The 24,455-nt window shown below is 54.7% G+C and carries 18 protein-coding genes and 1 pseudogene; 3 read left to right on the forward strand and 16 right to left on the reverse strand.

Annotated features, from left to right (window positions below):
- The first annotated feature begins 202 nt into the window (after positions 1-202).
- Positions 203-1,436: pseudogene (locus NST37_RS21510) on the forward strand (FAD-dependent oxidoreductase).
- A 178-nt stretch (positions 1,437-1,614) separates the two neighbouring features.
- Here NST37_RS21510 and ltrA read toward each other — a convergent pair.
- The 3 genes from ltrA to NST37_RS21525 all read right to left on the reverse strand — a co-directional run bounded on the left by ltrA (position 1,615) and on the right by NST37_RS21525 (position 5,831).
- Entirely contained in the window at positions 1,615-2,880 is a 1,266-nt protein-coding gene (ltrA, locus tag NST37_RS21515; protein ID WP_024985202.1) for a group II intron reverse transcriptase/maturase, read from the reverse strand.
- Positions 2,881-3,512: 632 nt separating this feature from the next.
- Positions 3,513-5,267 (reverse strand): methyl-accepting chemotaxis protein, encoded by a 1,755-nt coding sequence (locus tag NST37_RS21520; protein ID WP_003390035.1) that lies wholly within the window; start codon positions 5,265-5,267, stop codon positions 3,513-3,515.
- Between the two features lie 156 nt (positions 5,268-5,423).
- The gene (locus NST37_RS21525) at positions 5,424-5,831 is read right to left on the reverse strand and encodes a ClpX C4-type zinc finger protein (RefSeq protein ID WP_003390036.1); all 408 of its coding nucleotides are present in this window, start codon (positions 5,829-5,831) and stop codon (positions 5,424-5,426) included.
- A gap of 180 nt (positions 5,832-6,011) precedes the next feature.
- On the opposite strand from NST37_RS21525, the gene NST37_RS21530 reads away from it, so the two are divergent.
- The gene (locus tag NST37_RS21530) at positions 6,012-7,655 is read left to right on the forward strand and encodes a formate--tetrahydrofolate ligase (protein ID WP_313897906.1); all 1,644 of its coding nucleotides are present in this window, start codon (positions 6,012-6,014) and stop codon (positions 7,653-7,655) included.
- Positions 7,656-7,857: 202 nt separating this feature from the next.
- Here NST37_RS21530 and NST37_RS21535 read toward each other — a convergent pair whose 3' ends face one another.
- Positions 7,858-8,868, reverse strand: coding sequence for an LLM class flavin-dependent oxidoreductase (locus NST37_RS21535; RefSeq protein ID WP_031931685.1), 1,011 nt, complete (start codon positions 8,866-8,868; stop codon positions 7,858-7,860).
- Positions 8,869-9,020: 152 nt separating this feature from the next.
- Here NST37_RS21535 and NST37_RS21540 point away from each other — a divergent pair, with 152 nt between their 5' ends.
- The gene (locus tag NST37_RS21540) at positions 9,021-9,320 is read left to right on the forward strand and encodes a hypothetical protein (RefSeq protein ID WP_003390039.1); all 300 of its coding nucleotides are present in this window, start codon (positions 9,021-9,023) and stop codon (positions 9,318-9,320) included.
- A gap of 75 nt (positions 9,321-9,395) precedes the next feature.
- On the opposite strand, the gene NST37_RS21545 is transcribed toward NST37_RS21540, so the two are convergent.
- The 12 genes from NST37_RS21545 to NST37_RS21600 all read right to left on the reverse strand — a co-directional run bounded on the left by NST37_RS21545 (position 9,396) and on the right by NST37_RS21600 (position 24,431).
- Positions 9,396-11,465 carry a methyl-accepting chemotaxis protein gene (locus tag NST37_RS21545; protein ID WP_339185789.1) on the reverse strand — a complete coding sequence of 690 codons (2,070 nt, stop codon included), beginning with the start codon at positions 11,463-11,465 and terminating at the stop codon, positions 9,396-9,398.
- A gap of 4 nt (positions 11,466-11,469) precedes the next feature.
- On the reverse strand, positions 11,470-11,622 hold the full coding sequence (locus NST37_RS21550; RefSeq protein ID WP_243014149.1) for a hypothetical protein: 153 nt from the start codon (positions 11,620-11,622) through the stop codon (positions 11,470-11,472).
- Positions 11,623-11,800: 178 nt separating this feature from the next.
- Positions 11,801-13,495, reverse strand: a complete 1,695-nt coding sequence (locus NST37_RS21555; RefSeq protein ID WP_339185791.1) for a methyl-accepting chemotaxis protein — start codon at positions 13,493-13,495, stop codon at positions 11,801-11,803.
- A 244-nt stretch (positions 13,496-13,739) separates the two neighbouring features.
- Positions 13,740-14,216, reverse strand: coding sequence for a hypothetical protein (locus NST37_RS21560; RefSeq protein WP_339185792.1), 477 nt, complete (start codon positions 14,214-14,216; stop codon positions 13,740-13,742).
- Positions 14,217-14,384: 168 nt separating this feature from the next.
- Positions 14,385-15,749, reverse strand: coding sequence for an amidase (locus NST37_RS21565; protein ID WP_251237842.1), 1,365 nt, complete (start codon positions 15,747-15,749; stop codon positions 14,385-14,387).
- Positions 15,750-16,154: 405 nt separating this feature from the next.
- Complete coding sequence (locus NST37_RS21570; RefSeq protein ID WP_003390044.1) at positions 16,155-17,513, reverse strand: amidohydrolase; 1,359 nt, start codon at positions 17,511-17,513, stop codon at positions 16,155-16,157.
- A 95-nt stretch (positions 17,514-17,608) separates the two neighbouring features.
- Positions 17,609-18,577, reverse strand: coding sequence for a dipeptide ABC transporter ATP-binding protein (locus NST37_RS21575; RefSeq protein WP_024985246.1), 969 nt, complete (start codon positions 18,575-18,577; stop codon positions 17,609-17,611).
- Complete coding sequence (locus NST37_RS21580; RefSeq protein ID WP_024985245.1) at positions 18,574-19,551, reverse strand: ABC transporter ATP-binding protein; 978 nt, start codon at positions 19,549-19,551, stop codon at positions 18,574-18,576. The genes NST37_RS21575 and NST37_RS21580 overlap by 4 nt, the downstream gene beginning before the upstream one ends.
- Before the next feature lie 19 nt (positions 19,552-19,570).
- A complete protein-coding gene (locus NST37_RS21585; RefSeq protein WP_003390049.1) occupies positions 19,571-20,512 on the reverse strand; it encodes a DUF1177 domain-containing protein in 942 nt (313 codons plus the stop codon).
- A 15-nt stretch (positions 20,513-20,527) separates the two neighbouring features.
- Positions 20,528-21,799 carry an ArgE/DapE family deacylase gene (locus NST37_RS21590; protein WP_339185794.1) on the reverse strand — a complete coding sequence of 424 codons (1,272 nt, stop codon included), beginning with the start codon at positions 21,797-21,799 and terminating at the stop codon, positions 20,528-20,530.
- Positions 21,800-21,910: 111 nt separating this feature from the next.
- Positions 21,911-23,503, reverse strand: a complete 1,593-nt coding sequence (locus tag NST37_RS21595; RefSeq protein ID WP_024985243.1) for an ABC transporter substrate-binding protein — start codon at positions 23,501-23,503, stop codon at positions 21,911-21,913.
- 31 nt (positions 23,504-23,534) lie between these two features.
- Positions 23,535-24,431 carry an ABC transporter permease gene (locus tag NST37_RS21600; protein ID WP_003390053.1) on the reverse strand — a complete coding sequence of 299 codons (897 nt, stop codon included), beginning with the start codon at positions 24,429-24,431 and terminating at the stop codon, positions 23,535-23,537.
- Between the last annotated feature and the right edge of the window lie 24 nt (positions 24,432-24,455).

Here is a 24,455-nt window from a genome sequence, read left to right on the forward strand (position 1 = left end):
ACGAACCTCCACATCGTACCATACAGTTTTAAACAGGGAAAATCATACAATTCTCCCAAAAAGAAAAACGAGCTTGGATTTTCTAGTCCCTATTTACCATGCATTTCCTACCAGTCCCCTAACAAAAGGAGGGATGCCGGAATGGACAAGACCCAAAAAGGCTACGCTATCAAAAAATGTGCAAATCGGGAGCGATACCGCCATGGATCTACATACCGGAACCTTTTACTGGCCAAACAGGCTTCCTGATCCCCCCTCCTATCCCGCTCTGGATTCTGATCTTTCCTGTGACGTGCTGATTATCGGCGCGGGGATTTCAGGGGCCCAATGCGGCTACTACCTAAGTGAGCTGGGGCAGGACGTCGTGATCGTGGAAAAGGGCAAGGCCGGGCTTGGCAGCACTTGTACCAATACGGCAGTATTGCAATATGCCGGAGATAAAATGGCCCACGAGCTGGCAGACAGCTTCGGGGAAACCGCCGCCATCCGCCATTTGAAGCTGTGCCGGGAAGCTATCGATGACATGGAAGCAGCTATCAGGGATATCGGGCGGGACACAGAATTCGAGCGTCGGGACAGCTTGTACTACGCGAGTGCGAAAAAGGATGTCGCGAAGCTTGAAAAAGACTTCGCCCTCCTCACGAGAAACGGCTTTTCCCTTGATCTTTTGACGGAAAAGCAAATCAGGCAGCGCTATCCATTCTCCAAGCATGCTGCCCTCTACATCTACGGCGACGCCGAGATGAATCCGTATGCGTTTACGCTGGGTCTGCTGGAAACCGCCCATGCCAGAGGGGTCCGCATCTATGAGAACACCAAGATTACGGGCAAGAAGCTGAATAAAGACGGGACTGCCTTCATCCTGACTGACGGGAGATGCCAAATCCGGGCCCGCACAGTGATCGTTGCCGCCGGCTGCGAGAGTCTTGCATTCAAACGCGAACAGAATGCCTCGGTCATCAGCTCCTACGCCGTGATTTCAAACCCCGTCGACGACTTGTCCATGTGGTCCGACCGCACGTTGATCTGGGAGACTGCCCGCCCTTACATGTACATGCGAACGACGAAGGATAACCGCATCATCATCGGCGGTCTGGATGAAAAGACCGCCTCCGCAAACAAGCGAGACTCGAATGCTGCCCCAGAAAAGAGAGAAGCTGATCCAAAAGTTCAACGAGCTCTTTCCAGGCCTGAACGTACAGCCCGCCTACCAGCTTGCCGCATTTTACGGAGGGTCGCGTGACGGCCTTCCGATGATCGGCATGTACGATGATTACCCGGGCTGGTACTTTTTGTTCGCCTATGGGGACAGCGGGATTGCCTACAGCATGCTGCTGGCCAAAATATTGCGGGATGTGATCATAAGCGGCTCTCATCCTGATCTGGGATTATACCGTCAGCAGCGTCCTGGTGTTCATGAGCAGCCTGTCATCTGATTGGCTGCCAGCAAACTTCAGCAGATTGCTTTGGGATGCAACAGCCCCGGAATCATAGACTTCAGAAGTTGGAGATCCCATTCTCCATCTGCTCCCTGTACAGATAGAATCGAGTAGGAGGGGGCGACTAACCCCCGTCCTCTCACACCACCGTACGTACCGTTCGGTATACGGCGGTTCACCAAGCTTGACGAATTTGAGAATATCGTTGCACTAAGCTTTTCAGCCCTTGTTGTTGCCAGTAGGCAATGCCGAGGGCTTTGTGTATATGCGGAGATTTTGTGGTACGCCATGCACCCTTGCGGGTATTTGCAATTTCAATGGCTTTTACGTGAGATATGCCAAGAGAGCGAAGTTCTCGATATCTGGTTCTCACGCGTTTCCACTGCATCCACAAACAAAGACGGAGCCTGCGCCTTGTCCATTCCTCAATGGATTGTAGAATGCCCTTCGCGTCTGCAAGGGCGAAATATCCAATCCAGCCCATGAGGTACTGATTTATTCTTTCAATCCGCTTCTCCATCGAGATGCTCCACACCGGATTCGTGATCGTGCGGATTTTCTCTTTTAGCTTGAGGAGGGATTTGGGGTGGATGCGAATCCTTGTCTGTTTTGCAAAGGTAAAACTAAAGCCCAAGAATTTTCGTTTCCATGGTCGGTCTATCGCGCTTTTCTCCTCATTTACTTTTAGCCTTAGTACCTTCTCCAAGTGGTTTTGAATACTCTTCTTTACTCGTTCCCCTGCCCGTTTTGTTTTCACGTAGATATTACAATCGTCTGCGTAGCGGCAGAAACGGTGGCCTCTCTTTTCGAGTTCCTTGTCCAAATCATCAAGTAGGATATTTGCCAAAAGTGGGCTTAACGGCCCACCTTGCGGTGTTCCTTCACTTGATGTTGTACAGACGCCATTTATCATGATCCCCGCATTCAAGTAGGAACGAATCAGTCTTAAAATTCTCTTGTCCTGAACTTTTCGAGCCACACGGCTCATTAGAATATCATGATTTACGCGATCAAAGAATTTCTCTAGATCGATGTCCACCACGAAACGATATCCTTCGGAGATATACGCTTGCGCTTTCCTTACTGCCATGTGAGCGCTACGTTTTGGACGGAACCCATAGCTAGATTCCGAGAAGGTGGGGTCGAAGATCGGCGTTAACACTTGGAGGATGGCCTGCTGAATAAAGCGGTCTACCACGGTGGGAATGCCTAATAACCTTACACCACCGTCAGGTTTCGGGATTTCGACTCTGCGAACAGGTGAAGGTCTATAGGTTCCCCTTTCCATCTTCTCGCGGATGGCTTGCCAGTGTTCACGTAGATAATCGCGTAGTTGTTCGGTTGAAACACCATCGACTCCACCGACACCTTTGTTTTCCTCCACTCGTTGGAGTGCCATCCGTAAGTTTTCCCGTGATAAGACTTTTTCCAGCAAATCCATAATGATGTTCCTTCCTTCGCACATGCGGACTCCGTGCTTGCTGTACGATACTCAGCCCTCTTTTGTACCCTCGGGGCTTCACCCCTGCTCTTCAAAAGTAGTTCCTTGACAGAATTCTGCTTCGACGTACCGTATCAAAAGACATGGATCGCATGCTGACTTGATGTTCGGCCCTTCCCCATTCAAGCGTCCTCTACTCGGGTACTATGGCCTCTGCTGACTTCTGCATGTTCAGCGTCTCCTTACGGAGACGGTTACCAACAGTTGAAGGCGTTTCATGCAGACCTCCCCAGGTAAGAACGATAACTTTCATCCCATGTACCTGCCCAAGTTTACTACTGTATCCCTTGGCTGTATGGGGCTTTGTCTTGTTTGGCAGACTCGCCCGGATACAACAGCCTCAAATTGGGTTCGTGTACCTCAGGTCGGGATTTTGCCGCCGGCTTCCTTCAGATTCGACCTCGCGGTCGACACCCTTGCCTTGAGCTAACGGTTGGTACAGCCAACCCCCGTTCGGGACTTTCACCCTATAGCTATCGCCCATGCTGGGCGCACCAAAAAAGAAGTCGTCTCATCAACGAGACGACCTCTCTTGTATGCCTTCTGTTTTCGTTACTCCAAAATATCTTTACCTACACTTTAAATCTTTGCACCAAGTCGTTTAACTCCTCCATCATCTTGGAAAGAGCTTCTGCCGACGAAGCGATTTCCTCCATGGCCGCAAGCTGCTCTTCGGTGGCGGCGGAGACATTTTGCGAACCGGAGGCGGTTTCATTGGCGATATGGGCAATCTGGCGGATTACGTCCATGACCCCGTCCATTCCGGCCTTCAGCTTTTCAGCAGAAGAAGCTACACTGTCGATCTGCTGTGCTACCTCGCCTACCGAGCCTTGAATGTGGCCAAAGGATTCCCCTGCGCCATGCACCAACTGGATTCCTTCCCGTACCTCTTGGGTGGCCGACTCCATCGATGTAACGGCCTTCGCTGTTTCTGCCTGAATAGCTGCGATCAAATCAGCGATTTGCTGTGCTGATCCGGAAGACTGTTCAGCCAGCTTCCGCACTTCGTCGGCAACAACGGCAAAGCCGCGGCCATGTTCGCCAGCACGAGCGGCCTCGATCGCAGCATTCAGAGCCAGCAAATTGGTCTGTTCGGCAATACCTGTAATCACCTCGATAATATTGCCGATCTGCGTGGAACGTTGCCCCAGACCTTCGACCACTTCGGAAAGCTCCTCTACCGTGTGATTGATAGAATTCATCTGATTAATCGCGGTCTGGATCGCCTTGTTCCCTTCAAGCGATCTCTCCGATGCCTGCTGGGATGTGTGGGTGACAGATATCGCTGCATCTGTGATCCGCTTCACTTCACCGGCCATTTCATCGACTACGCGGCTGGCGCTGTCAAGCTGATCGGCCTGCTTTTGCGAGCCAGCGGCTACCTCCTGAATGGCAACGGCTACCTGCTCGCCGGCCTGCGTGCTCTGTTCAGCCGAAGCTGACAGCTGCTCCGCGGTAGATGCTACAGACAGCGTGCTGCCCCGCACTTCCCGGATGACCTCCTGCAGGTGGCTGGTCATCTTGTTAAAGTCTTGGGCCAGCTGCCCAATCTCGTCTTTTCTGATGACCTGCACCTGATCAACCGTCAAATCTCCCTGGGAAACCCGTCTGGCGTGCTCTGCTATGTTTATAATCGGACCCGTGATCCGTTTGGCAACGAATATGATGATCAGCGTACCCAAAACGAGGGAGATGCCCAAAATCACCAGGATATAGTAAAGTACCTGATTGGCTCCCTTGTAGAATTCAGACTGGTAAGCGCCAACCCCGACGATCCAGCCCCAATGGGGGTCCTGCTCGACATAAGCAATTTTGGTATCAATGGAATCTGTTGTTGCGACTCGCCATTGGTAGGTGACAAATCCGCCACCGTTTGTTCCCTTTTCCACGAAGGCTTGCACCAAATTGACTCCATCCGCTGAAACCGAATCATTGATATCCGTTCCTTCGTTGGCAGGATTCATGATGCTGATGCCCTCTGGAAGGATAGCCCAAGCGTAGCCCGTTTCTCCCATCGTATATTTCTGTACGAGCGGTCGCTTATTATCGCTCCCTTTTGGGCCCAGGATTTCATCACGCAGCCTGTTTTGCGCGTCTTCGAGCTTCAAATGGCCCGCATCCACCTCTTTTTGCAGCAGGGCAATCATTCCTAGTACCATTTGGACGTTTCCCTTGAGCCGGTCCATCCCCGCATGATCCAGCTCCACCTTGGAACGTTCGTAGCCGACCAAACCGATCAGCAGGCTGGGAATTCCCAGCAACAACAAACAGATGATCAATAAGCGGCTGCGCAAAGACATGGACCGCTTCTCTTTTTCTACTGCCATTTCCTCTCTCTCCCTTCCAAGTCCTGTATTACACGGGTACCTATTCCCTGTTTTCCCCAGTCATAAACAGAAAAATGGGCGGAGAAAAAAGGCGGAATAATCCATCAATTGAACCAATGACGAAATTCCCGGAAATATGCGACTTCTAGACACCTTTCATCCCTTCGGCGACTGTGAATCAATCACCGCAACGCCGAATTGCAAGCAATCCCGGCAAATCGAGACGCCCGGCCCCAGGGCCAGCTCGCCGACATCGCTTTTGCTTTTTCCGCAAAAGGAACAGCTATCGGTGTAATTCGCCACGGTCGGGCTGTTTGCTCCCGTTTTCTCCGCGGCATGGCAAAGCTGTTCGACTGCCTCCGCCTCGATGTAGTCAAATTCGCCTTTGAGCTTTAGCGATACCGTCGTGTAGGCAATCGCCATGCCCTCGTAAAAACGCTGCCTGTCCAGACTGTCGCTTTTGTCCCTGTTTTGTTCGCAAAGCTGGATCAGCCGCTCAAGCTCTTGGATGATGTCCTCGATTTTGGCGCCGCGAAATGTTTTTTTACGGAAATCCCGATCCATCTGTTTCTCCCTTCTTCATTACTGTATACATTTGTATACGCGTATTTCTCCGCCAGGAAAATGATTCCTTCCCGGTTTACAAATTGACACAATCAACCGGTCCATTCCCCATTCTTTGACATTTTTCCAAGGACATTCGCCCCGCTTTGTTGAATTAGATCATGTTCGTAAATAAGCTGTATGGAGGCATCGTCCATGAAACCTATCGCCGACATTGCTAAGCTCGTAGACATTACGGAAGAGGACCTGGAGTTTTATGGAAAGTACAAAGCAAAGCTGTCCCCGGATATTTGGGAAAAGGTAAAGGATCGTCCTGACGGCAAACTGATTCTGGTAACCGCGATGAACCCCAACCCGGCAGGCGCCGGAAAGACACTGACCACCATCGGACTTTCCCAAGCCCTCAACAAGCTCGGGAAAAGAACGATTGCAGCGCTGCGCGAACCGTCGCTTGGCCCCTGCCTGGGGATGAAAGGCGGAGCTACGGGCAGCGGAAACGCGCAAATATTGCCCGCGGATGAAATCAACCTGCATTTTACCGGGGACATTCATGCGATCACATCTGCCCACAACCTGCTCGCTGCAATGATAGACAATCATATTTACCACGGAAATAAACTAAGGCTGAATCCGAAAAAGATCGTCTGGAAACGGGCCATGGATATGAACGACCGTTCCCTGCGCAGCATCGTGATCGGACTCGGGGACGGAAACGGGCAAACAAGAGAAGACGGCTTTATGATTACGACCGCCTCGGAGATCATGGCCATCCTCTGCCTGAGCGAAAATATGGACGATCTGCGCGAACGGCTCGGCAAGATCATTATCGGCTACGATCTCGATGACAAGCCGGTTACGCCAGCGGACATCAAGGCGGTAGACGCCATGTGCGTGCTTCTGAAGGATGCGCTCAAGCCCAATCTCGTCCAGACGACGGAAGGCACACCGGTGATCGTGCACGGCGGTCCGTTTGCCAACATCGCCCACGGCTGCAGCAGCGTCATCGGCACCCGCCTGGCTTTGAAGCTGGCTGATTTCGTCGTGACGGAAGCCGGGTTTGGAGCCGATCTGGGCGCGGAGAAATTTTTCGATATCAAATGCCGGAAAGCGGGCCTCACCCCTTCCGCCGCCGTCCTCGTCATCACAGCTCGGGCGCTTAAATACAACGGCGGCATCCCTGTAGCCCAGTTGCACGAGGAAAATCTGGACGCCCTCCGTGCCGGCTTTGCCAACGTCCGGCGGCACATCGAGAATTTGCGGTCGTTTGGCATTCCTGTTGTCGTCGCGCTCAACAGCTTCGCCACAGACACGGAAGCGGAGCACAATCTGGTCATTTCCATGTGTGAGGAGCTTGGCGCAGAAGTGGCGCTCTCCCAGGTGTGGGCAAAGGGCAGCGACGGCGGACTGGACCTCGCTGCGAAGGTAGTGGCAGCAGCGGATTCGCCTTCTTCATTTGACTATTTGTACGATGACCAGCTACCGATTCGCGAAAAGATCGAGACCATCGTGAAGAAGCTGTACCGCGGCTCCGGAGTGATTTTCTCCAAAGCGGCTGCACAGACGCTGCGCAAGGCGGAAGAGATGGGGCTTACGCACTTCCCGGTATGCATGGCAAAAACGCCCTACTCGTTCTCCGATCAGCCTGAGCAGTTGGGCGCTCCTTCCGATTTCACGATACATGTAAGTGAGATCAGAATATCTGCAGGTGCCGGCTTCCTCGTCGTGTTGACCGGCAGTCTCGTCACCATGCCGGGATTGCCCAAAGTGCCGGCGGCGGAATCTGTTGCCATCGGCGAAGGCGGGCAGATCATCGGATTGGCTTAATGCAAAGCCGCCAGAACCATGTGAAAGACAAGGCAAAACCGCAGCCGCTGCTCCGGAAACGGCGGCATCACCAATGGCTCGGGAAGCATAAAAAAGGTGCGGGGGAACTGGCTCCCTGCACCTCTTTTTCATCTTGAATAGGGCCAAACAAGCAGAATACGAAGCCTATGAACGATGCACCTGCAGCCGCCGAGAGGACGAGCTAGTTTTCCTGCCCCGAAAACGCCTCTGCCAGCAGTCTGTAGGACCTTAGCTTGGCCTCAAAATCATGAGTGATGGTCACGATCATGAATTCCGTTGTTTCGTAGGCTTTGCTCATCTCCAGGATTCTTGCCTTTACCTGTGCGGGATTTCCGACGATCATCCTGCTGCGATTGGCCAGGATTCGCTGCCGGTCAAACTCCGTGTACGGATACTGTCTGGCGGTTTCGACGGAAGGAACTCCTTGGGCCGCTCCGCCTTTTTCCAGCAGCAGCAGGGTCAAATCAAGGCTCGATGCCACCTCTGACGCCTCCTCAGCCGTGTCGGCACAGATCACAAAGACCGCGACTATCGACTGCGGGGCATCCCCCAACAGAGACGGACGGAAGCGGCGGCGATACCAGCTCATCGCTGCTTCGCCTCCCTCCCCGTTGATAAAGTGGGCAAACGCAAAAGAAGCCCCTCTCTCCGCTGCCAGCCGGGCGCTCTCACTGCTCGAGCCGAGCAGCCACACTTCTGGCGCCGTCTCTATGTAAGGCGTAGCGCGAAGCCCTGCAAACGGATGGCGAGGATCGAGCGCGTCGTGCAAATAGCCGATCAAATCGTCCAGCAGATCGGGATACTGGTCCAACCCCGGAGCCTTTCCTTCCTGCAGCGCTCTTGTAGCGAGCGGCATGCCCCCCGGCGCTCTCCCTACCCCCAGATCGATCCGATTCGGATGCAGCCCTTCCAACACGCGAAAGTTTTCCGCGACCTTGTAGGCGCTGTAGTGCGGGAGCATCACCCCGCCCGAGCCTACCCGCAGGCGCTTTGTATGTGCAGCCAGGTGGGCGATCAAAACCTCCGGGCTGGAACCGGCGAGACTGTTGCTGAAGTGGTGCTCCGATACCCAGAGTCGATGATAGCCCAGTTTATCCAGCTCCTGTGCCAGCCGTGTCGTTTGCGCCAACGCCTCCACAGCCGTGCTGCCTTCCGCGATTGGCGATTGATCCAAAGCGCTTAATCGTATCACTGGTCCCCCTCCTTTTTTGCTTCCTTATTATGTACAAGTATACACCCTTGCAGAATCCCGCACTCTTTTTCTACAATAAAAACACGTATCCGTTCATCCGCATGAAACAGTTGTCAGTGTGAACAAACTGCCTGTACCAAAGGAGACTTCCGATGAATTCAAAGAAAGTAGAAGAGCAAATCATTGAAAATTACCAGCGTGACGAGGGCATGATGATTCTGGTTTTTGCCCAGTGGTGTGTCAATCACGGTCTGGATGCCCATGAGCTTTACCGCCGCGCATATCCCGGGCAGGCAGAAAATCCGCTGCTGCGTCAAATGACAGAAATCACCGTCCCAAAAGAAGAATCCGAAGAAATCCCGGATGCGACCCTGCTGGGTGTTCTCTCGCTTTTTGGCAACGACGACCTCGCTTTTGTCGTAAACGAAGAAATCGAGAAACGCCAAAAATAAAAACTCGGCCAGTGCGCGAACATACTGTTTGAAGATAGGCAGAGCCTCCCAGACAACGGGAGGCTCTCTCTTTCTTTACAGGGTAAAGTGGCTGGTCATTCGATTCAATTCCTGAACGTTCTTCAAGCTTCCCTTGGAATACTCTGTAAGCTTGCTGTTCTCCTGGGCAATCGTTTCGGAGAGATGAACAATCGTCTCGATGTCCTGTGAGTTTTCCTGGATCGTCTGGTTTACTCTTCCCGTTGCCTCCGCGGTGCTTTTGATCGATGCGGCCAAATCTTCAAAGGTGCGGTTGAATTCACTCAGGAGCGTCTGAAAATGAAGGGCATCCTCGTTATACGTATCCGAGGTTTCCATCAGCTCGTCCAGGCTCTCTCTGACATTTCGATCCACAAAATCAAGCAGCCGGGTCAGACTGGCAGACAGATTGTGTACGGACTCCTTCACAGTACCGATGATCTGCTGAATATCGGTAACCACCTTGGCCGATTCGGAGGAGAGCTTGCGAACCTCTTCGGCGACGACCGAGAAGCCTTTTCCGCTCTCCCCTGCGCGCGCCGCTTCAATCGCTGCATTCAATGCAAGCAAATTGGTCTGGGAAGCGATACTGTGAATGGCATCTACCAGTACGTGGATGTGGTCCACGGATTTGGTCGACTGCTCTATGGCGACTTCCGCCTGCGCTTTTACTTCGCTGTAGATGAGATTGGCGCTTTGTCTGGAAGCGACGGCTGTCTCCTTCAAATGACCTGCCCGCTCGCTGACATTTTGGGCAACGTGAACGGACTTGTTGGCTTTCTGTGAAACAGACTGAATCACATCGCTTACTTCCGTCAAGGTAGCGTCGATTTCCTGCGAGATCGCGGCTGTCTCCTGCATCCGGCTGGACATCTCTTTCGTTGCCAGCGAGGTTTGGACGGAACGGCTGCTGACATCGTCACTGACGTTTTGCACGGCGCTTGCCTTCTCCACGATGGACTCTGTTACGCTCACCAAGCCTTCTGCCATTTGACGCAGTTCAGCCCGCATCTTCACGATGGCATGGAACACACGTCCCAGCTCGTCCTGCGAGGTCATGAACTTTTCATATCCGTGCTGCTCTGTAAGGTCGAAGGCGGCTGTCCTTTCGATCAGCGCGGACATCATCCGGACCGGACGGGAGATGATCCGGCCAACCAAGTAGGCGATCAGGATCGATCCGATGACGATGACCAATAGCTGAAGCATGAATTTTGACCGGTTGGCGGCTACCGCCTGGTCGACTTCATCATGATTGTAGACGATTTGAATCATCCGCGAGCGGCTCAGATCATTCGACTGTTCGTCCAATTTATACGGAACAAACCGGTACGTGACAGATTTCCCCTCTTGATCAAGAGTCGCTTCCTTCACGGTCTGGGTCTGGTACGATTCGCTGAAAATGGACTCGAGCTCAGGACTGACCCGAAGCGACTTTCCTTCTGCATCCGTCTTGCCCAAAGCATAGCCGTCATGACTGAAAACCGTAATGTCATCAATGGAGGCATAGCGTTTAATCAGTCTGTTTGATACGTCCAGGAAATTGAACTTTTGAAATAGGGGCGTTCCTTGCACATTCATCCCCAGCTCAAGCAAATATTTGTGATCAGGGGTAGGCATATAAGCGAATTTGTTGATCGACCCGGTATTGACGGACACCTCCATGCCGTCTGCGACAAAATCCTTTCCGTCGATCCTTGTTTTTAACAGCTCGGCAAACGCTCCGGCATTGCCAAAATCAAGACCGATATCCCCCGTGTTGCTGGAGTACAGGATTTTCAAGCTTCGGTCGAGCACGAAAATGTCCATTCCGTCAAACCTCTGCTTGTAGCCCGCGAAGTTCCATGCCGAGAAATCGGGGTTCCTGCTGTATTCCTCCATCAACTCCGCCATGTTTTTTCTCATCTCTTCCTCAATTTCCACGTCAAACACCTGATAGGCCACATCGACTGCCTTGATCGAATTCAGCACGCTCTCTTCCACCAGCTTCAATTGCGTGTTTCGTTCTCCGACAATCGTTTGCTCCAACTGCCTGTTGTCGAAAAACGATATTGCCAGCGTACTGATCAGACTAAAACAAAGAATGGCCAGCACCACTTTGTTTCGATACGATATGTTTCGCAGCATGTCTCTACATCCTCCACTGTCCGAAAGCGGGTGGCTCCGGCGATTTTGCTTGCAGCGCCCGCCTTTTTCTCTCTATGTAAACGCCTCTTACAGGCAGGATCGTCGGCTCTGCCGAGCGATTGCCGCTTTGCCGGGCAAAGAAAAAAGGCTTATCCATCTTTGGATGAACCTTTTTATGAAGAAAGGACCAGGATCATAATCCTTTGCAAAATCATTCAATTGGCCCGTTTTTTAGTATATTTGAATTTTGCTGGATGTATTTTCATGTTTATTATAATACTTGAGTCATACAAAAAAGACAAATACGAATTTCCGATCATTTCCATGCGAGGTGGTTATACCCGAAAGGAAGCGACAAGGCAACGGAGCTCTTCTGCCATTTTTGCCAGCGAAGCTGCCGAAGAGGATACCTCCTCCACACCGGCGAGCTGTTCTTCGGATGCGCCGGAAACCGTTTGCGAACTGGCCGCTACTGTTTTGGCCCCCTCTCCGATCATGTGCGCGGCTTGCGTGACTTGCTCGCTGCTGGAAGAAATTTGCCTAATAGCGGCCGAAATTGCCTGAATCCGTTCGGTCACTTGTTCTATAAATTGTTTAATTTCACCGAACTGGTCGCCTGCCATATTCACTGTCTGGATGCCTTCTTCCACCTCTGTAATCCCTTGCTGCATTTTTTCCACGGTTTGCTTTGTATTTTGCTGCATGCTTCCAATCAAGCTGGTGATCTGGTCTCCGGATCGAGCGGATTCCTCGGCAAGCTTGCGAACCTCGTCTGCCACGACGGCAAACCCGCGTCCATGCTCTCCCGCTCTCGCCGCCTCGATCGCTGCATTAAGCGCCAACAGATTGGTTTGGGCAGCAATTTCCGAAATGACCCCGACAATTTTTCCTACCTGCATGGAATGATCGTCCATCTCCTGTACGGCTTTGGCCAGATGCCCGATCGTTGCATCCAGAGAATCCATTTGTTTGACCGCTTGCTGAATGGTTCGATTTCCTTCCTCCGACTTTTGCGCTGCCTGAACGGACAAAGACGAGGTGGCCTCGGTCTGGTCCGCAATATGCTGGATGCCCATCGCCATCTGATCCATGGCCGCAACGCTTTCCTCCGCACTTCTGGCCTGTTTCTCCGCCGTGACTACCACTTCCTGAATGCCGCAGCTGATCGCCTCGGACGCCCGGCTGGTCTGCTCGGCACTGGCTGACAGCTCTTCGGACGAAGCCGCTACGCCCTCTGCGCTCACATTGATTTGCCGAATCAGATCGCGCAGATTTCCCGCCATCCGGTTGAACGAATGCGCCAAATCCCCGATCTCGTCTCTGTTTTTGACGTGAAGGTCCTCACGTGTCAAATCCCCTGTCGCGACCTGCTCGGCAAGCGCAGCGATCTGTCTGATCGGTTTGGAAATGAGCCGGGAGATCAGATAGCCGATCAAAATAGAGAGGATCAAAGCCCCTGCACTAAAACCGACAAGACTCGCCGTAGCCCCGGAAACAGTCCTCTGATTGACCAAGCTCCCTTCGGCCATCAGCTCCTGCTGTCCGGTGACGATCTGCTCAATCGTCGGTTCCAGTTGGCTTGCCAAAGGCAAAATTTCCTTCATGTACGATTCCATCAGCTTCGACCCGTCTTCTTTTTGCTTGACCATTTGCAGAAGCTCTTGGGCCTCCTTCTGGTATTGGTCATAGAGCCGCATAAATGTATCCACTGTCTCTTTATCTTCCTGGCGATGAATCAGGGATTCCGTCTCCCTAATAATCCCGCGCAATTGCTCGTCATCGGCCTGCAGGCTGTTTAAAAATTGACTATCAGCCGTCATCAAATATCCCCTCAGGCTATTTGACTGTTTGATTGTCAGCACCTGTATTTTTAAGGCACTGCTCAAAATGACCGCCCGTCTGCCTACCAAATCCGAATACGAATCATTCACCTTGTCGAAATAGTAATAGGCGACACCGGCAGTCACCGCCAAAAGCAAGGCAACACTTACAAATCCCGCAATCAATTTGGTTCCAATGGTTGTTCTCACACTTCACACCCCGTTGTCATTTTTGGTTCAAATGCCCGACTGCTTGTCAAACCGTTTCATTTTTAAGGGCATTCAACCTATGCATATCGTCCTGGTTTTTTCTCTAAAGTAATCATTGTACGATATTCCAGTGACAATTCGGTCAATCATTTTTCCAAAAAGAAAAAAATTTCCAAGTCCCTCTTGGATTGTATCAAGCCAACCAAAATTGGCCCGCCAGAACGTCACTTTTTACAGTGTCCGTCTAACGGGCCATTGCTGAAATACAGACTGCCCCTCCGGCAATCTGCTTCGCGCTTTTTGCTCCTGCTTGCTGCACAACCACTCTATCCGGCTTTGCGGAACGGTGGCCGAACGGATTGTAGCCGATAACGACGAGCTTGTCATTGGCCGTCACCAGCAAGTGATAGTGGGAGCCGGGGCCTTCAATCGCGTAATCATAGGTGGAGGATATGATTCGTGCCTGATCGCGGATGGCCTCACGCTCAAACGGCTTCCAATCATGCTCGAAGATGTGTCGATCGCGAGTAATCCGCAGCCTGCCGCTGATGGCCAGCACATCGTCCTCCTTTGCGTCACCCGCCCTCGCTTCGATCCGTTCCAGCTTTGCCGCATAGGGCGGCACCCGGTTTACGATGATTTCATGCACGCGTCCCTTTTCATCGAGCGCCCAGACGGATTCCGGCTCCATCGTGTACCGGACGAAATATTCCGGGGCCAATGCCTTCAGCCAAGTTTGCTGCGTTCACGGGCTTGAACGAGTCCAGAGGATCTCCTGCGCTACCCGGATTTGCCGTGTTCCCCATGTTTTCGTAATGGGCCGAATTCTCTGGCGGACATGAAGACATTTGTACCTGAATAGCCTCCTGCTGTCCGACAGCCTGCGACATCACGAACGCGTCTCTTGTTCGTAGGCGTATCCAAACTGGTAGAGCTTTGCTTCCTCTCCGTGCTTTCCGATCAGTTGAAACCCGATAGGCAAGCCATCCTTTGAAAATCCGCATGGCACAGACAAGCTTGGGTTGCCCGTAAAATTGGTCGGGGCTGTAAGCCGCAGCAGTGCCGGACGGACACCATCCTGATAATCGCCGATCATCACTGTTCGCTGACCAATGTCTGTCGGCAGAATCGGCAGTGTCGGCGTCAGCAGGACGTCAACGCCGGCAAACACCTCGTTGTAGCTCGCCGTGAGCCTCCCGCGCCGCTGCTGTACCTGCACGTACTGATAGCCGCGCACTTCCTTGCTGTCCAACAGGCGCTCGCACACCTCCTGATCCAGATCGGCTGCGTAATCCCGCAAGGTTTTCTCGTGAACAGCCGAGGCTTCGGCCTGGACCGTAATGCGCTGTGCTTCGACCAGCTCATCCATCATCGACAGCTCAACCTCCCGCACCTCTGCTCCGAGTGCCCGGTAGACTTCCATCACCTGCTGAAGCGCCTGTACGATTTCCCCTTCCACATGCTGATAATACCAGCGCGGAACTCCGATGACCTTTCCCCGGATCGCTGTGCCGAGCAAACGGGCGTAGTCCTCCTCAGGCCAGGAGAGCGAATACGGGTCGTTGTGATCGTAGCCTGCCAAAAGGTTCAGCAGGCCGGCGTTATCCCTGACGCTTTGTGTCATCGGCCCTACGTGGTCAAGGGTGTAGCCCAGATCAAACGCGCCGTACTTGCTGACAAGGCCAAATGTCGGTTTCATCCCTACGATGCCGCATGCGGCAGCCGGTATCCGCACCGAACCGCCCGTATCTGTTCCGAGTGCAGCATAGGCGAGATTGGCGGCTACAGCAGCCCCGGACCCGCTGCTGGACCCGCCGGTAATTTTCTGCGGATTGTGGGGATTGCGGGACGGACCGAAATGGGATTTGTCACCGGTCGGGCCATAGGCGAATTCATGGGTGTTCGTCTTTCCGAGCACAATGGCCCCCGCTTCCTTCCATTTCCTCACGACCGTTGCGTCCTGTTCCGGGACGAACCGCTCGAACACTTTGGAGCCCAATGTCGTCCTCACCCCAGCGGTGAGAATCATGTCTTTGACCGCGACAGGAATCCCGTGCCACATGCCCCGCCACTCGCCGCGCATAATGTCGGCTTCAGCCTGAGCCGCTTCCTTCCGCGCATCCTCGGCGCAGATCGTGATATACGCATTCAACTGATCGTTTTTCGATTCGATCGCTGCCAGCGTTTGCGCGACCAGTTCGACTGGCGAAACCTTTCTCTCGCGAACAGCTTCTGATAGTGCAAAAACATCCATGTAAGTACCCCTCCACTCCTTCTTCATGCCGGCTTGGCCTCGAAAATGCCTCTAGAAGAGACACAAGCATCACGCAGCATAGTTCTTTGACTTTCATCATATACCTTTCAGAATATTTGGTCCATGCCATTCGCGTAGAGCGAAACCGGCATCCCTTTGGGCTCATCCTCGTATCTGCTGTCGGGCTGAATTTATTCTCAGCTTGAACAAAAGGGCCGGTCCCCATAGGAGACCCGCCCTTTTCTTGCATCCGCTGTCCTGTCTTTGCTTGTGCGCCATGAAAAACCAGGCGTTTTGTCTTCTCCGTTACGACCTGTCTTCTATTAGTACCTTTCTCATCTTATCCGCTCTGTGCTCTTTGTTCCTGTCCTTTTTCCCTTTCTATCACTTTTTTTGCTTCTTCTGTCACTCCGTGATCTTTCCGTCCTGCCCTTGGCTCCCGCTCTTTCCTCTTCCCAATGCTTCCAGCTCTCCGGCATGCAAGGCACACAGGGCGTACGTCTGAATCGCGATCGCCATCACGCGCTCGTCGATGTCGAATTTTTCATTGTGATGCCCCGCCGCGAGAGTCGTCCCGATCACCAGGTAGGAAGCGAGGCCGCCGTTGTCCTGCACCCTTTGAAGCATGTAGGTGGCATCCTCGGAGCCGCCCGCTACGACGAAGTCGTGTACGGTGTGCACCTCCGCCAGCTTTTCCGCCTGCGAGCGGATAAACGGGATCAGCTCGCTGCTGGAGTCGCAGCTGTTGGCCATCCCGACGACCTCGATGCTTTCCTGGACGTCGTGCATCGCAGCGGCTCCTCTGATGATTTGCACTGCCCTTTCCAGCATGTATTCATTGATCTCGGAGGTAGCCCCGCGCGTCTCCACCTTGAGGAAAGCCGAGCCGGGCACGACGTTTCTCCCGCTTCCCGCCTGCAGGACGCCCACATTGATCCGGGACGAGCCCTGCGAATGCCGGGAAATGCTGTGCATATTGAGAGCCGCCGAAGCTGCCGCGAGCAGCGCGTTTTTTCCGTCCTCGGGATGGCCGCCGGCGTGGGAGGAATACCCTTTGTAGGTGACATCGAGCTTGGTCGTCGCCAAATAGCCTCTCGCTCCGCAGACGATCTCACCCAATGGCACGCCGCTGCCGATATGGCCGGAAAAGAAAAAGTCGACGTCGTCCAACACGCCCGCCTCGACCATTGCCTTGGCTCCGCGCACCCCTTCCTCGGCTGGCTGGAAGACAATTTTGATCCGTCCGTTCAGCTCTTCCTTCATCGCCATCAGTACTTGAGCGAGGCCAAGACCGATGGTGGTGTGGGCGTCGTGGCCGCAGGCGTGCATCATGCCGGGATTGACCGAGACGTAGCCGTTTGCGGCCGGGAGATGATCCGCCTCCTCCGACTCCTGAATGTCCAGCGCATCCATGTCAACGCGAAAGCCGACCGTCGGACCCGGGCGCCCCGTATCGAGAATGCCGACGACTCCTGTAAAGCCGCCGGAAAAATAGGGCAGCCACTCTTGTTCCGCCCCTTGCTCTACTGCCCGTTTCTCCTGCTGCGCCAAAAACGCCGCTGACGGGACGCCCATCCGCGCTTCATCACGGACCACTTCCTTACCCGCCCGGACCTCATAGCCCCATTCCTTCAGCTTGGCGGCCACCTTGGAGGCCGTGCGGAATTCCACCCAGCCGGATTCGGCGTACTTGTGAAAATCACGCCGCCACGCCGTCCATTCCGGGGTCAGGCTCTCCACCAACTGTTTCATCTGCTGATTCATGTGCGTCTCCTCTTTTCTGATCATGATGCTTGCCTGCGAAAAAGGCAGCGGCCTCTCCAGAGAGATGACGGCTGCCTTTTGAGATGAAAATGTTGTTACTGCTCGAACAGATGGCAGGCGACGTGACGTCCGGGCGACACCTCGCGCCATTCCGGCACAGCCTGGCGGCAGCTGTCCATAACGTATGGACAGCGCGTATGGAAGGTGCAGCCGGTCGGCGGCGATTGCGGATTGGGCACGTCGCCTGTGAGCACGATTCTCTCCCGTGCCGCCTCCGGGTCAGGGACCGGGACAGCAGACATCAGCGCTTTCGTATACGGATGCAGCGGCTCGGCGAACATCTCGGCCGTCGGCGCCATTTCCACCATTCTGCCCAGGTACATGACGCCTACCCGGTCGCAGATGAACTTCACCACAGACAAATCGTGGGAAATAAACATATATGTCAGCGAAAACTGGCTTTGCAAGTCCTGCATCAGGTTGAGCACTTGGGCCTGGATGGACACGTCGAGCGCCGATACCGGCTCGTCGCAGACCACGAATTTGGGCCGGAGCGCGAGTGCCCGGGCGATCCCGATCCGCTGCCGCTGTCCGCCCGAGAACTCGTGGGGGAAACGGCTCGCATGATACGGGGCCAGGCCTACTACGCTCATCAGCTCGGCGATCCGGTCCTTGATCTCCGCCTCGGACAGCTTCAGGTGGGTGCGGAGCGGCTCTTCCAGCGTCCGCTGAACCGTCCACCGCGGGTCCAGCGAGGCGTACGGGTCTTGAAACACGATCTGCATGTTGGTGCGGAATTTCCGCATCTCGTCTGGCGGCAGCTTGCGAATGTCCTGGCCGTCAAACAGCACTTCACCCGCAGTCGGCTCGATCAGACGAAGAATCGTCCGGCCTGTCGTCGATTTTCCGCAGCCCGATTCGCCCACGATCCCGAGCGTCTCTCCCGGCTGGATGGAGAAGGAAACGCCGTCCACCGCTTTGACTGCGCCTACCTGCTTGCCAAACAGACCTTTTTTGATCGGGTAGTGCTTTTTTAGATCCTTTACTTCCAACAGCGGCTTCACGCTTCCACCTCCTCATACAACAGGCAACGGCATTTATGCCCGGCCTCTACTTCCAGCAGCTCCGGTTTGACGCGGTCGCAAGCGTCGATCCGGAACGAGCACCGCGGGGCAAACCGGCAGCCCGGCGGCATTTCCAGCGGATTGGGCACGTTCCCCGGGATCGACTGCAGGCGCGTCTGATCGCCCGCAAGCTGCGGCAAGGACGCCATCAGCCCTTTGGTGTACGGATGCTTGGGGTCGCGAAACAGCGTCTTTACATCCGTCTCCTCGACGACCTGTCCCGCGTACATGACGACGACACGGTCGCACATTTCGGCCACGACACCGAGATCGTGCGTAATCATCAGGATCGCTGTCCCTTCTGTCTTTTGCAAATCCCGCATCAGATCGAGAATTTGCGCCTGGATCGTCACGTCGAGAGCCGTCGTCGGTTCGTCGGCGATCAGCAGCTGCGGATTGCAGGCCATCGCCATCGCGATCATGACGCGCTGCCTCATTCCGCCGGAGAGCTGGTGCGGATATTCGTCCGCGATCTGCTCCGGGCGGGGAATCCCCACTTTTCTCAGCATCTCGATCGAATGCTCCCATGCCGCCTTTTTTCCGAGCTTCAGGTGGAAGCGGACTGCCTCCGAGATTTGGTGTCCGATCTTGAACACGGGATTGAGCGAGGTCATCGGCTCCTGAAAAATCATCGCCAGCCGGTTCCCGCGAATCTTGCGCATTTCCGCATCCGAGAGGGACGGCAGGCTCTTTCCTTCAAACCGGATGTCCCCCGAGGCGATGCGGCTTTGTCCTTTGGGCAAAAGCCCGATGATCGACAGCGATGTCACGCTTTTTCCGCAGCCGGATTCGCCCACGACGCCCAGCGTTTCGCCTTTGTGCAAGACCAGATCGACCCCGTCCACCGCCCGAACCACGCCCGCATGGGTCACAAATTCTGTTTGTAAGCCGGTGATCGAAAGCAGTGGTTGCATAACGAGTCGCCTCTCTTTCCTAATTCTTTGAAACGCCGCCCAGTGTTTGCAGGTGCTTCATCGAGCCGTACAGCTCCTGGATGCGGGCGAACTCCTCCTCGGAGTGGAACGAGCATTTGCCCCTGCCGTACTGCTTGGCCGTCTCAACGGCGAAACGGGCCGCAAGCGCGATGTCGACCTCGTGCGAAGCGCCTGTCGCGCAGCCGGGAACTGTCGAAGCTGCCGTGACGGCTACGCCGACCACAGGAGCCGAGGTGGCCACGGCTGGCTGCAAAATGCTGTTGATGTGGTACAGGCCGTTGCCGTACGGAGTAATGTCCTGCGTCGTGACAGCAAAGGTGACGGCTGGCTGCCCGGTTACGGTCTGAAGAATTTCAACCAGATCCTCGCTGATCCGCAGTACATACCCCTCGCGCACGGTCGGAGAAATGGCGATGCCTTTGTGGTTGATGACGCGGTTACCTTTCGTCGTATCAATGGAGAGAATCGCCTCCATTTCCGGCGATACCTCGTACTTGTTCATGGTCAAAATGTCTGTCGGCGAATCCATAAACGGAACGGGATCATGCGGTCTTGTCGGCGCATCGGGGCAAATGTGGGTGGCGATGATGACATCCCCGTCCAAGGTGTCGCCCTTTGCCTGCATTTCGATCAGCTTGGCGGCAGCGGCGATGGCTGCAGCCGCACCGTCGCCATCGGATACGAAGCCGATTTGTTCAGGCCGGGCACCGATGCCGCCGAGACGGCCGATGATTCCGAGAGTGGGACTTTGTCCGCCGTTTGTCCGTCCGGTCTTCCCCGGGATTTTGATCTGAATGAAGTCGGTGGAGCCTTTCGGGGAAGAAACCGTTTCGACGTGAATCGCTGCCGCTCCCTTGCCTTGCAAGTACGCCTCCACCTTTTTTCCGTTTACTGTCGCGTCATCGAGCAAATCTACTACTTCCAATACTTGTTTTAACAAGGCAGTACCCTCCTTTTACTTGTTGGCATTTGTGGTGCCGAGAAATTTCAAGGCGGTCAGCGCGTATACCTTTGCCGCCTGGATCACTTGATCGACCGGCACGCGCTCGTTGAACGAGTGGATGCCAGCAAGCTCGGAAGGACCGTATTGCAGCACCGGAATTCCGTGCTTTCTGAAGTGGCGAGCGTCGCTTGACGCCCATTGCAGCACGCCGTACGCTTCCTTTTGGCTCACGTCCGTAATGCTTTCCACCAGCAGGCGGACGATGTCTTCGGAATCCGATGTCCAGTTGGCGTTGCCCTGGAATCCAAACGGCTTCAGCTCCACATCGATTCCCTCTTCCAAGAGCAGCCGCTTCGCTTCGGCGAGCACGTCCCGATAGTCGAGGCCAAACGGCACCCGCGTATCCACCTGCACGGTGCAGCGGTCAGCCACCACATTTACCTTCGTCCCGCCGCTGATCGTGCCGATGTTGATCGTCACGTGGTCATGCACGGCGCTGACGTCCTTGCCGGGATTGCGCACGAGTGCAAACTCTTTGGAAATGTTGATGATGTCCTGTACCTCTGCCGGAATGTCCGGCTTCAGCTCCCACAGCTTTTGCAGGGCCTGGATCGCCCGGGCCGCCTTCAGGATGGCGCTCTCGCCGTTGAGCGGAGCGAGACTGCCGTGACCGGGGGTGCCTTCAACCGTAAATTCAAACCAGCAGCTGCCCTTTTGCCCGATGGTCGGGTTTTGCGGATGGGATGGCTCCGCGATCACCGCTGCTGTTCCCGCGATCAGACCGCGATCGAGCACCCAGGGCACACCGAGATCGCCGCCGGTCTCCTCGTCAGGGACAATAAAGAGAGACAAATTCCCCGCCAGCGGAACGCCCAGCCGGGCAAACAAGCCCGTGACGAAGATCAATCCGGCAAGACCGCCCTTCATATCGGTTGCGCCGCGTCCGTGAATAAAGCCGTCCTTCACCAGGCCGCTGTACGGGGGTACGTCCCACCGGGAGAGGTCGCCAGCCGGCACTACATCCGTGTGGCCGCAATACAAAAGATGGCGGTCAGGCGACGGGCTGCCGATGGTGGAGATCAGGTTCCACATCGTTTCCCCGGATTCGTGGATCGCGGTGTCGATCCCTTCCTGCTTCAAATAGTCGATGATGAACTTGCTGATCGGCCGGGAATCTCCCGGCGGGTTTTCGCTGGGAAACTGAATCAGCCTGGAGCAAAGCTCAATCAGCTCGTCTTGTCGCTTGTCAATTTCTTCGATAACCAATCGATTCCAATCAGTCATTGGTGCACCCCTTTTCACGGCAATAAGTAGATGTGATGGCCCATCGGCGAAAGGAAACTGCCAGGTACGGAAAGTGAGTGCCCCCGTTGTGCGAACCGGGGGCTGTTGTCTCTACTCTTTGGAGAGCGGGTAGAAGCGGATGATTTCATCCGGGAAGAACGCGTACCCTTTCAGGTTTTTGTTCACTCCGACTACACGGTTGTATTCGTACATGTACGCCCACGGTGCATCAGCCGTGATGAGCTGCTGCGCCTCTTTGTACATTTCGTAGCGCTTGACCGGATCGGCCTCGACATCCGCCTTCTCCCACAGCTCGTCCACCTTCGGATTTTGGTAGTTGATGTAGTTGGAGGAGCCTTTGCCGTACAGCAGGAAGCCAAGGTGATAGCCGGGGTCGTTTACAAACGAAGTCCACTTGGACAGAAACGCCGTCAGATTCTTTTCTTTTTGCATTTGCAGGAACTGCGCGCGAGCCACTTTCTTGATGTTCATTTTTACACCGATTTTTTCCAGCTCGGCCTGAATCAGCACCGCGTCATCTTCCCAATCCTGGAACCCGGAGCCGAGCGTGAAGTCAAACGAGAATCCGTTCTCAAGTCCCGCTTCCTTCAGCAACTGCTTTGCTTTTACCAGATCGTGCGTGTAGACAAAACCGGCGTCGGTAGAGCCTGGCGTGTTGCTCGGAACGGCACTCTTCAACTGTTTGGCCTGGCCGTACATGACGTCGTTGATCAGCTTGTCATACGGAATCGCGTAGGAGATGGCCTGACGGACCTTCGGGTTGTCAAACGGCTTTACTTTGTTGTTCATGGCGAAATACAGAATCCGGTTGCTCGGGTTGGAGTGGATCGTGACGTTTTCATTTTGCTTCAAGCTTTCCACGTCTTTGACGGGAATTTCGATAGCCAGATCGACGTCGCCTTTGCCCAAAAGCAGGACGCGGCTGGACGCTTCCTTGGTGAATTTCATCGTGACCTTGTCTACCTTTGGTGCGCCTTGCCAGTAGTCGGGATTGGCGACCAGAACCGCTTCGGAAGCAGGGTCCCACTTTTCCAGCTTGAACGGACCGGAGCCCGCAGCGTTTGTCTTCAGGTAGTCGACGCCCTTCTCTTTGACCACCGACGGGTCGATGATCGAGAAGTTGTATTGCGCCAGGTATTGGAGAATCAACGGATTTTGCTTGCTCAGCTTCAGCTCGACAGTCTTGTCGTCCTTGGCCGTAAAGCTTTCGATGCTGGCCATTTTGAAGATACTGGACTCCCCGTTTTTCAGGTGATCCATCGAGAAGACGACGGCCTCTGCATTGACCGGATTGCCGCTGTGGAACTTCGCGTCATCACGGAGCGTAAAGGTATAGGTCAGCCTGTCGTCGGACACTTTCCATTCTTTTGCCAGCATCGGCTTGACCACTTCGGTATCGGCGACCTGCGTGCCGTCTACCTCTTTGGTTCCGAATTGCACGAGCTGGTCGTAGGTCGCCACGATCAGCGTATCGGAGGTCAGATCGCTCGCCTGCGCAGGGTCCATCGTCGTGCCGCCTTCGGAGTACGCGATGGTAATGCCTTTGCCTGCCTGAGGCTGCGCCTGCTGCTGTTCAGGCTGTTTTTGCCCCTCGGCCGGCTTCTGGTTGGCATTGGGACTGCAGCCCGCAGCGACGAGCATGGCTGACAGTGTTAGTAGAGCTAGCCACTTGCGTTTCTTCACATGAATCTCCCCCTACTTTTGTGTATATGTGTTACCTGCTGGATCGAAGGCGCGGGTCAAGGACATCTCGCAGGCCGTCTCCCAGCAGGTTGAAACCGAGAATCGATGTGGCAATCGCCAAGCCCGGGAAGGTAACCAGCCACCATTCGCCGGAAATGATGTACTCCCGCCCCTCCGAAATCATCGCGCCCCATTCGGAGATCGGCGGCTTTACACCGAGACCGAGGAAGCTCAGACTGGCTGCGGTCAGGATCGCAAAGCCCATCCCGAGCGTCGCGCGGACGAGCAATGGCGCCAGCGCGTTGGGGAAAATGTGGCGAAACAAGATGATCGAATCCTTTACGCCGGTAGCCCGGCACGCTTCGACGAATTCCTTTTCGCGAAGGGAGACGGTCTGTCCGAACATCAGCCGGGCAAACTCGGGAATCCCGACGATCCCGACCGCGATCATCGCGCTGATCAGTCCGGGACCAATTGAAGCGGCAATCGCCATCGCGAGGACGAGCGACGGAAAGGCGAGCAAGGTGTCCATCACCCGCATGATCACGTTTCCGGTCACCCCGCCGTAGTAAGCGGCGATCCCGCCCAGCGGAACCCCGATGCAAAAGGAGATTCCCACGGCGATCAGGCCTGTCCAAATCGAAATTTGCGCGCCGTAGAGAACGCGGCTGAAAATGTCGCGGCCGAAGTTGTCCGTACCGAACCAATGCTCTGCACTTGGCGCCTGCAATTTAATGGAGGTATCCGGGGCATTCGGCGCGTACGGTGCGACCAGCGGCGCCACGAGTGCCGCTACGGTCCACATCACGATAAAAAATAGTCCGAGCGCTGCCAGCCTGTTTTGCAGCAGCAGCCGAAAAGTCGACCTCGGTTTGATTGTCTTTGCACTCCCAACGGTTGTGGGCGAACTCTGTGTTGCGCTGTTCATGAAATCCCCCCTTTGCTCTGATGC

This window comes from Brevibacillus sp. FSL K6-6036 (assembly GCF_037964015.1).
Taxonomy (GTDB): Bacteria; Bacillota; Bacilli; order Brevibacillales; family Brevibacillaceae; genus Brevibacillus; species Brevibacillus borstelensis.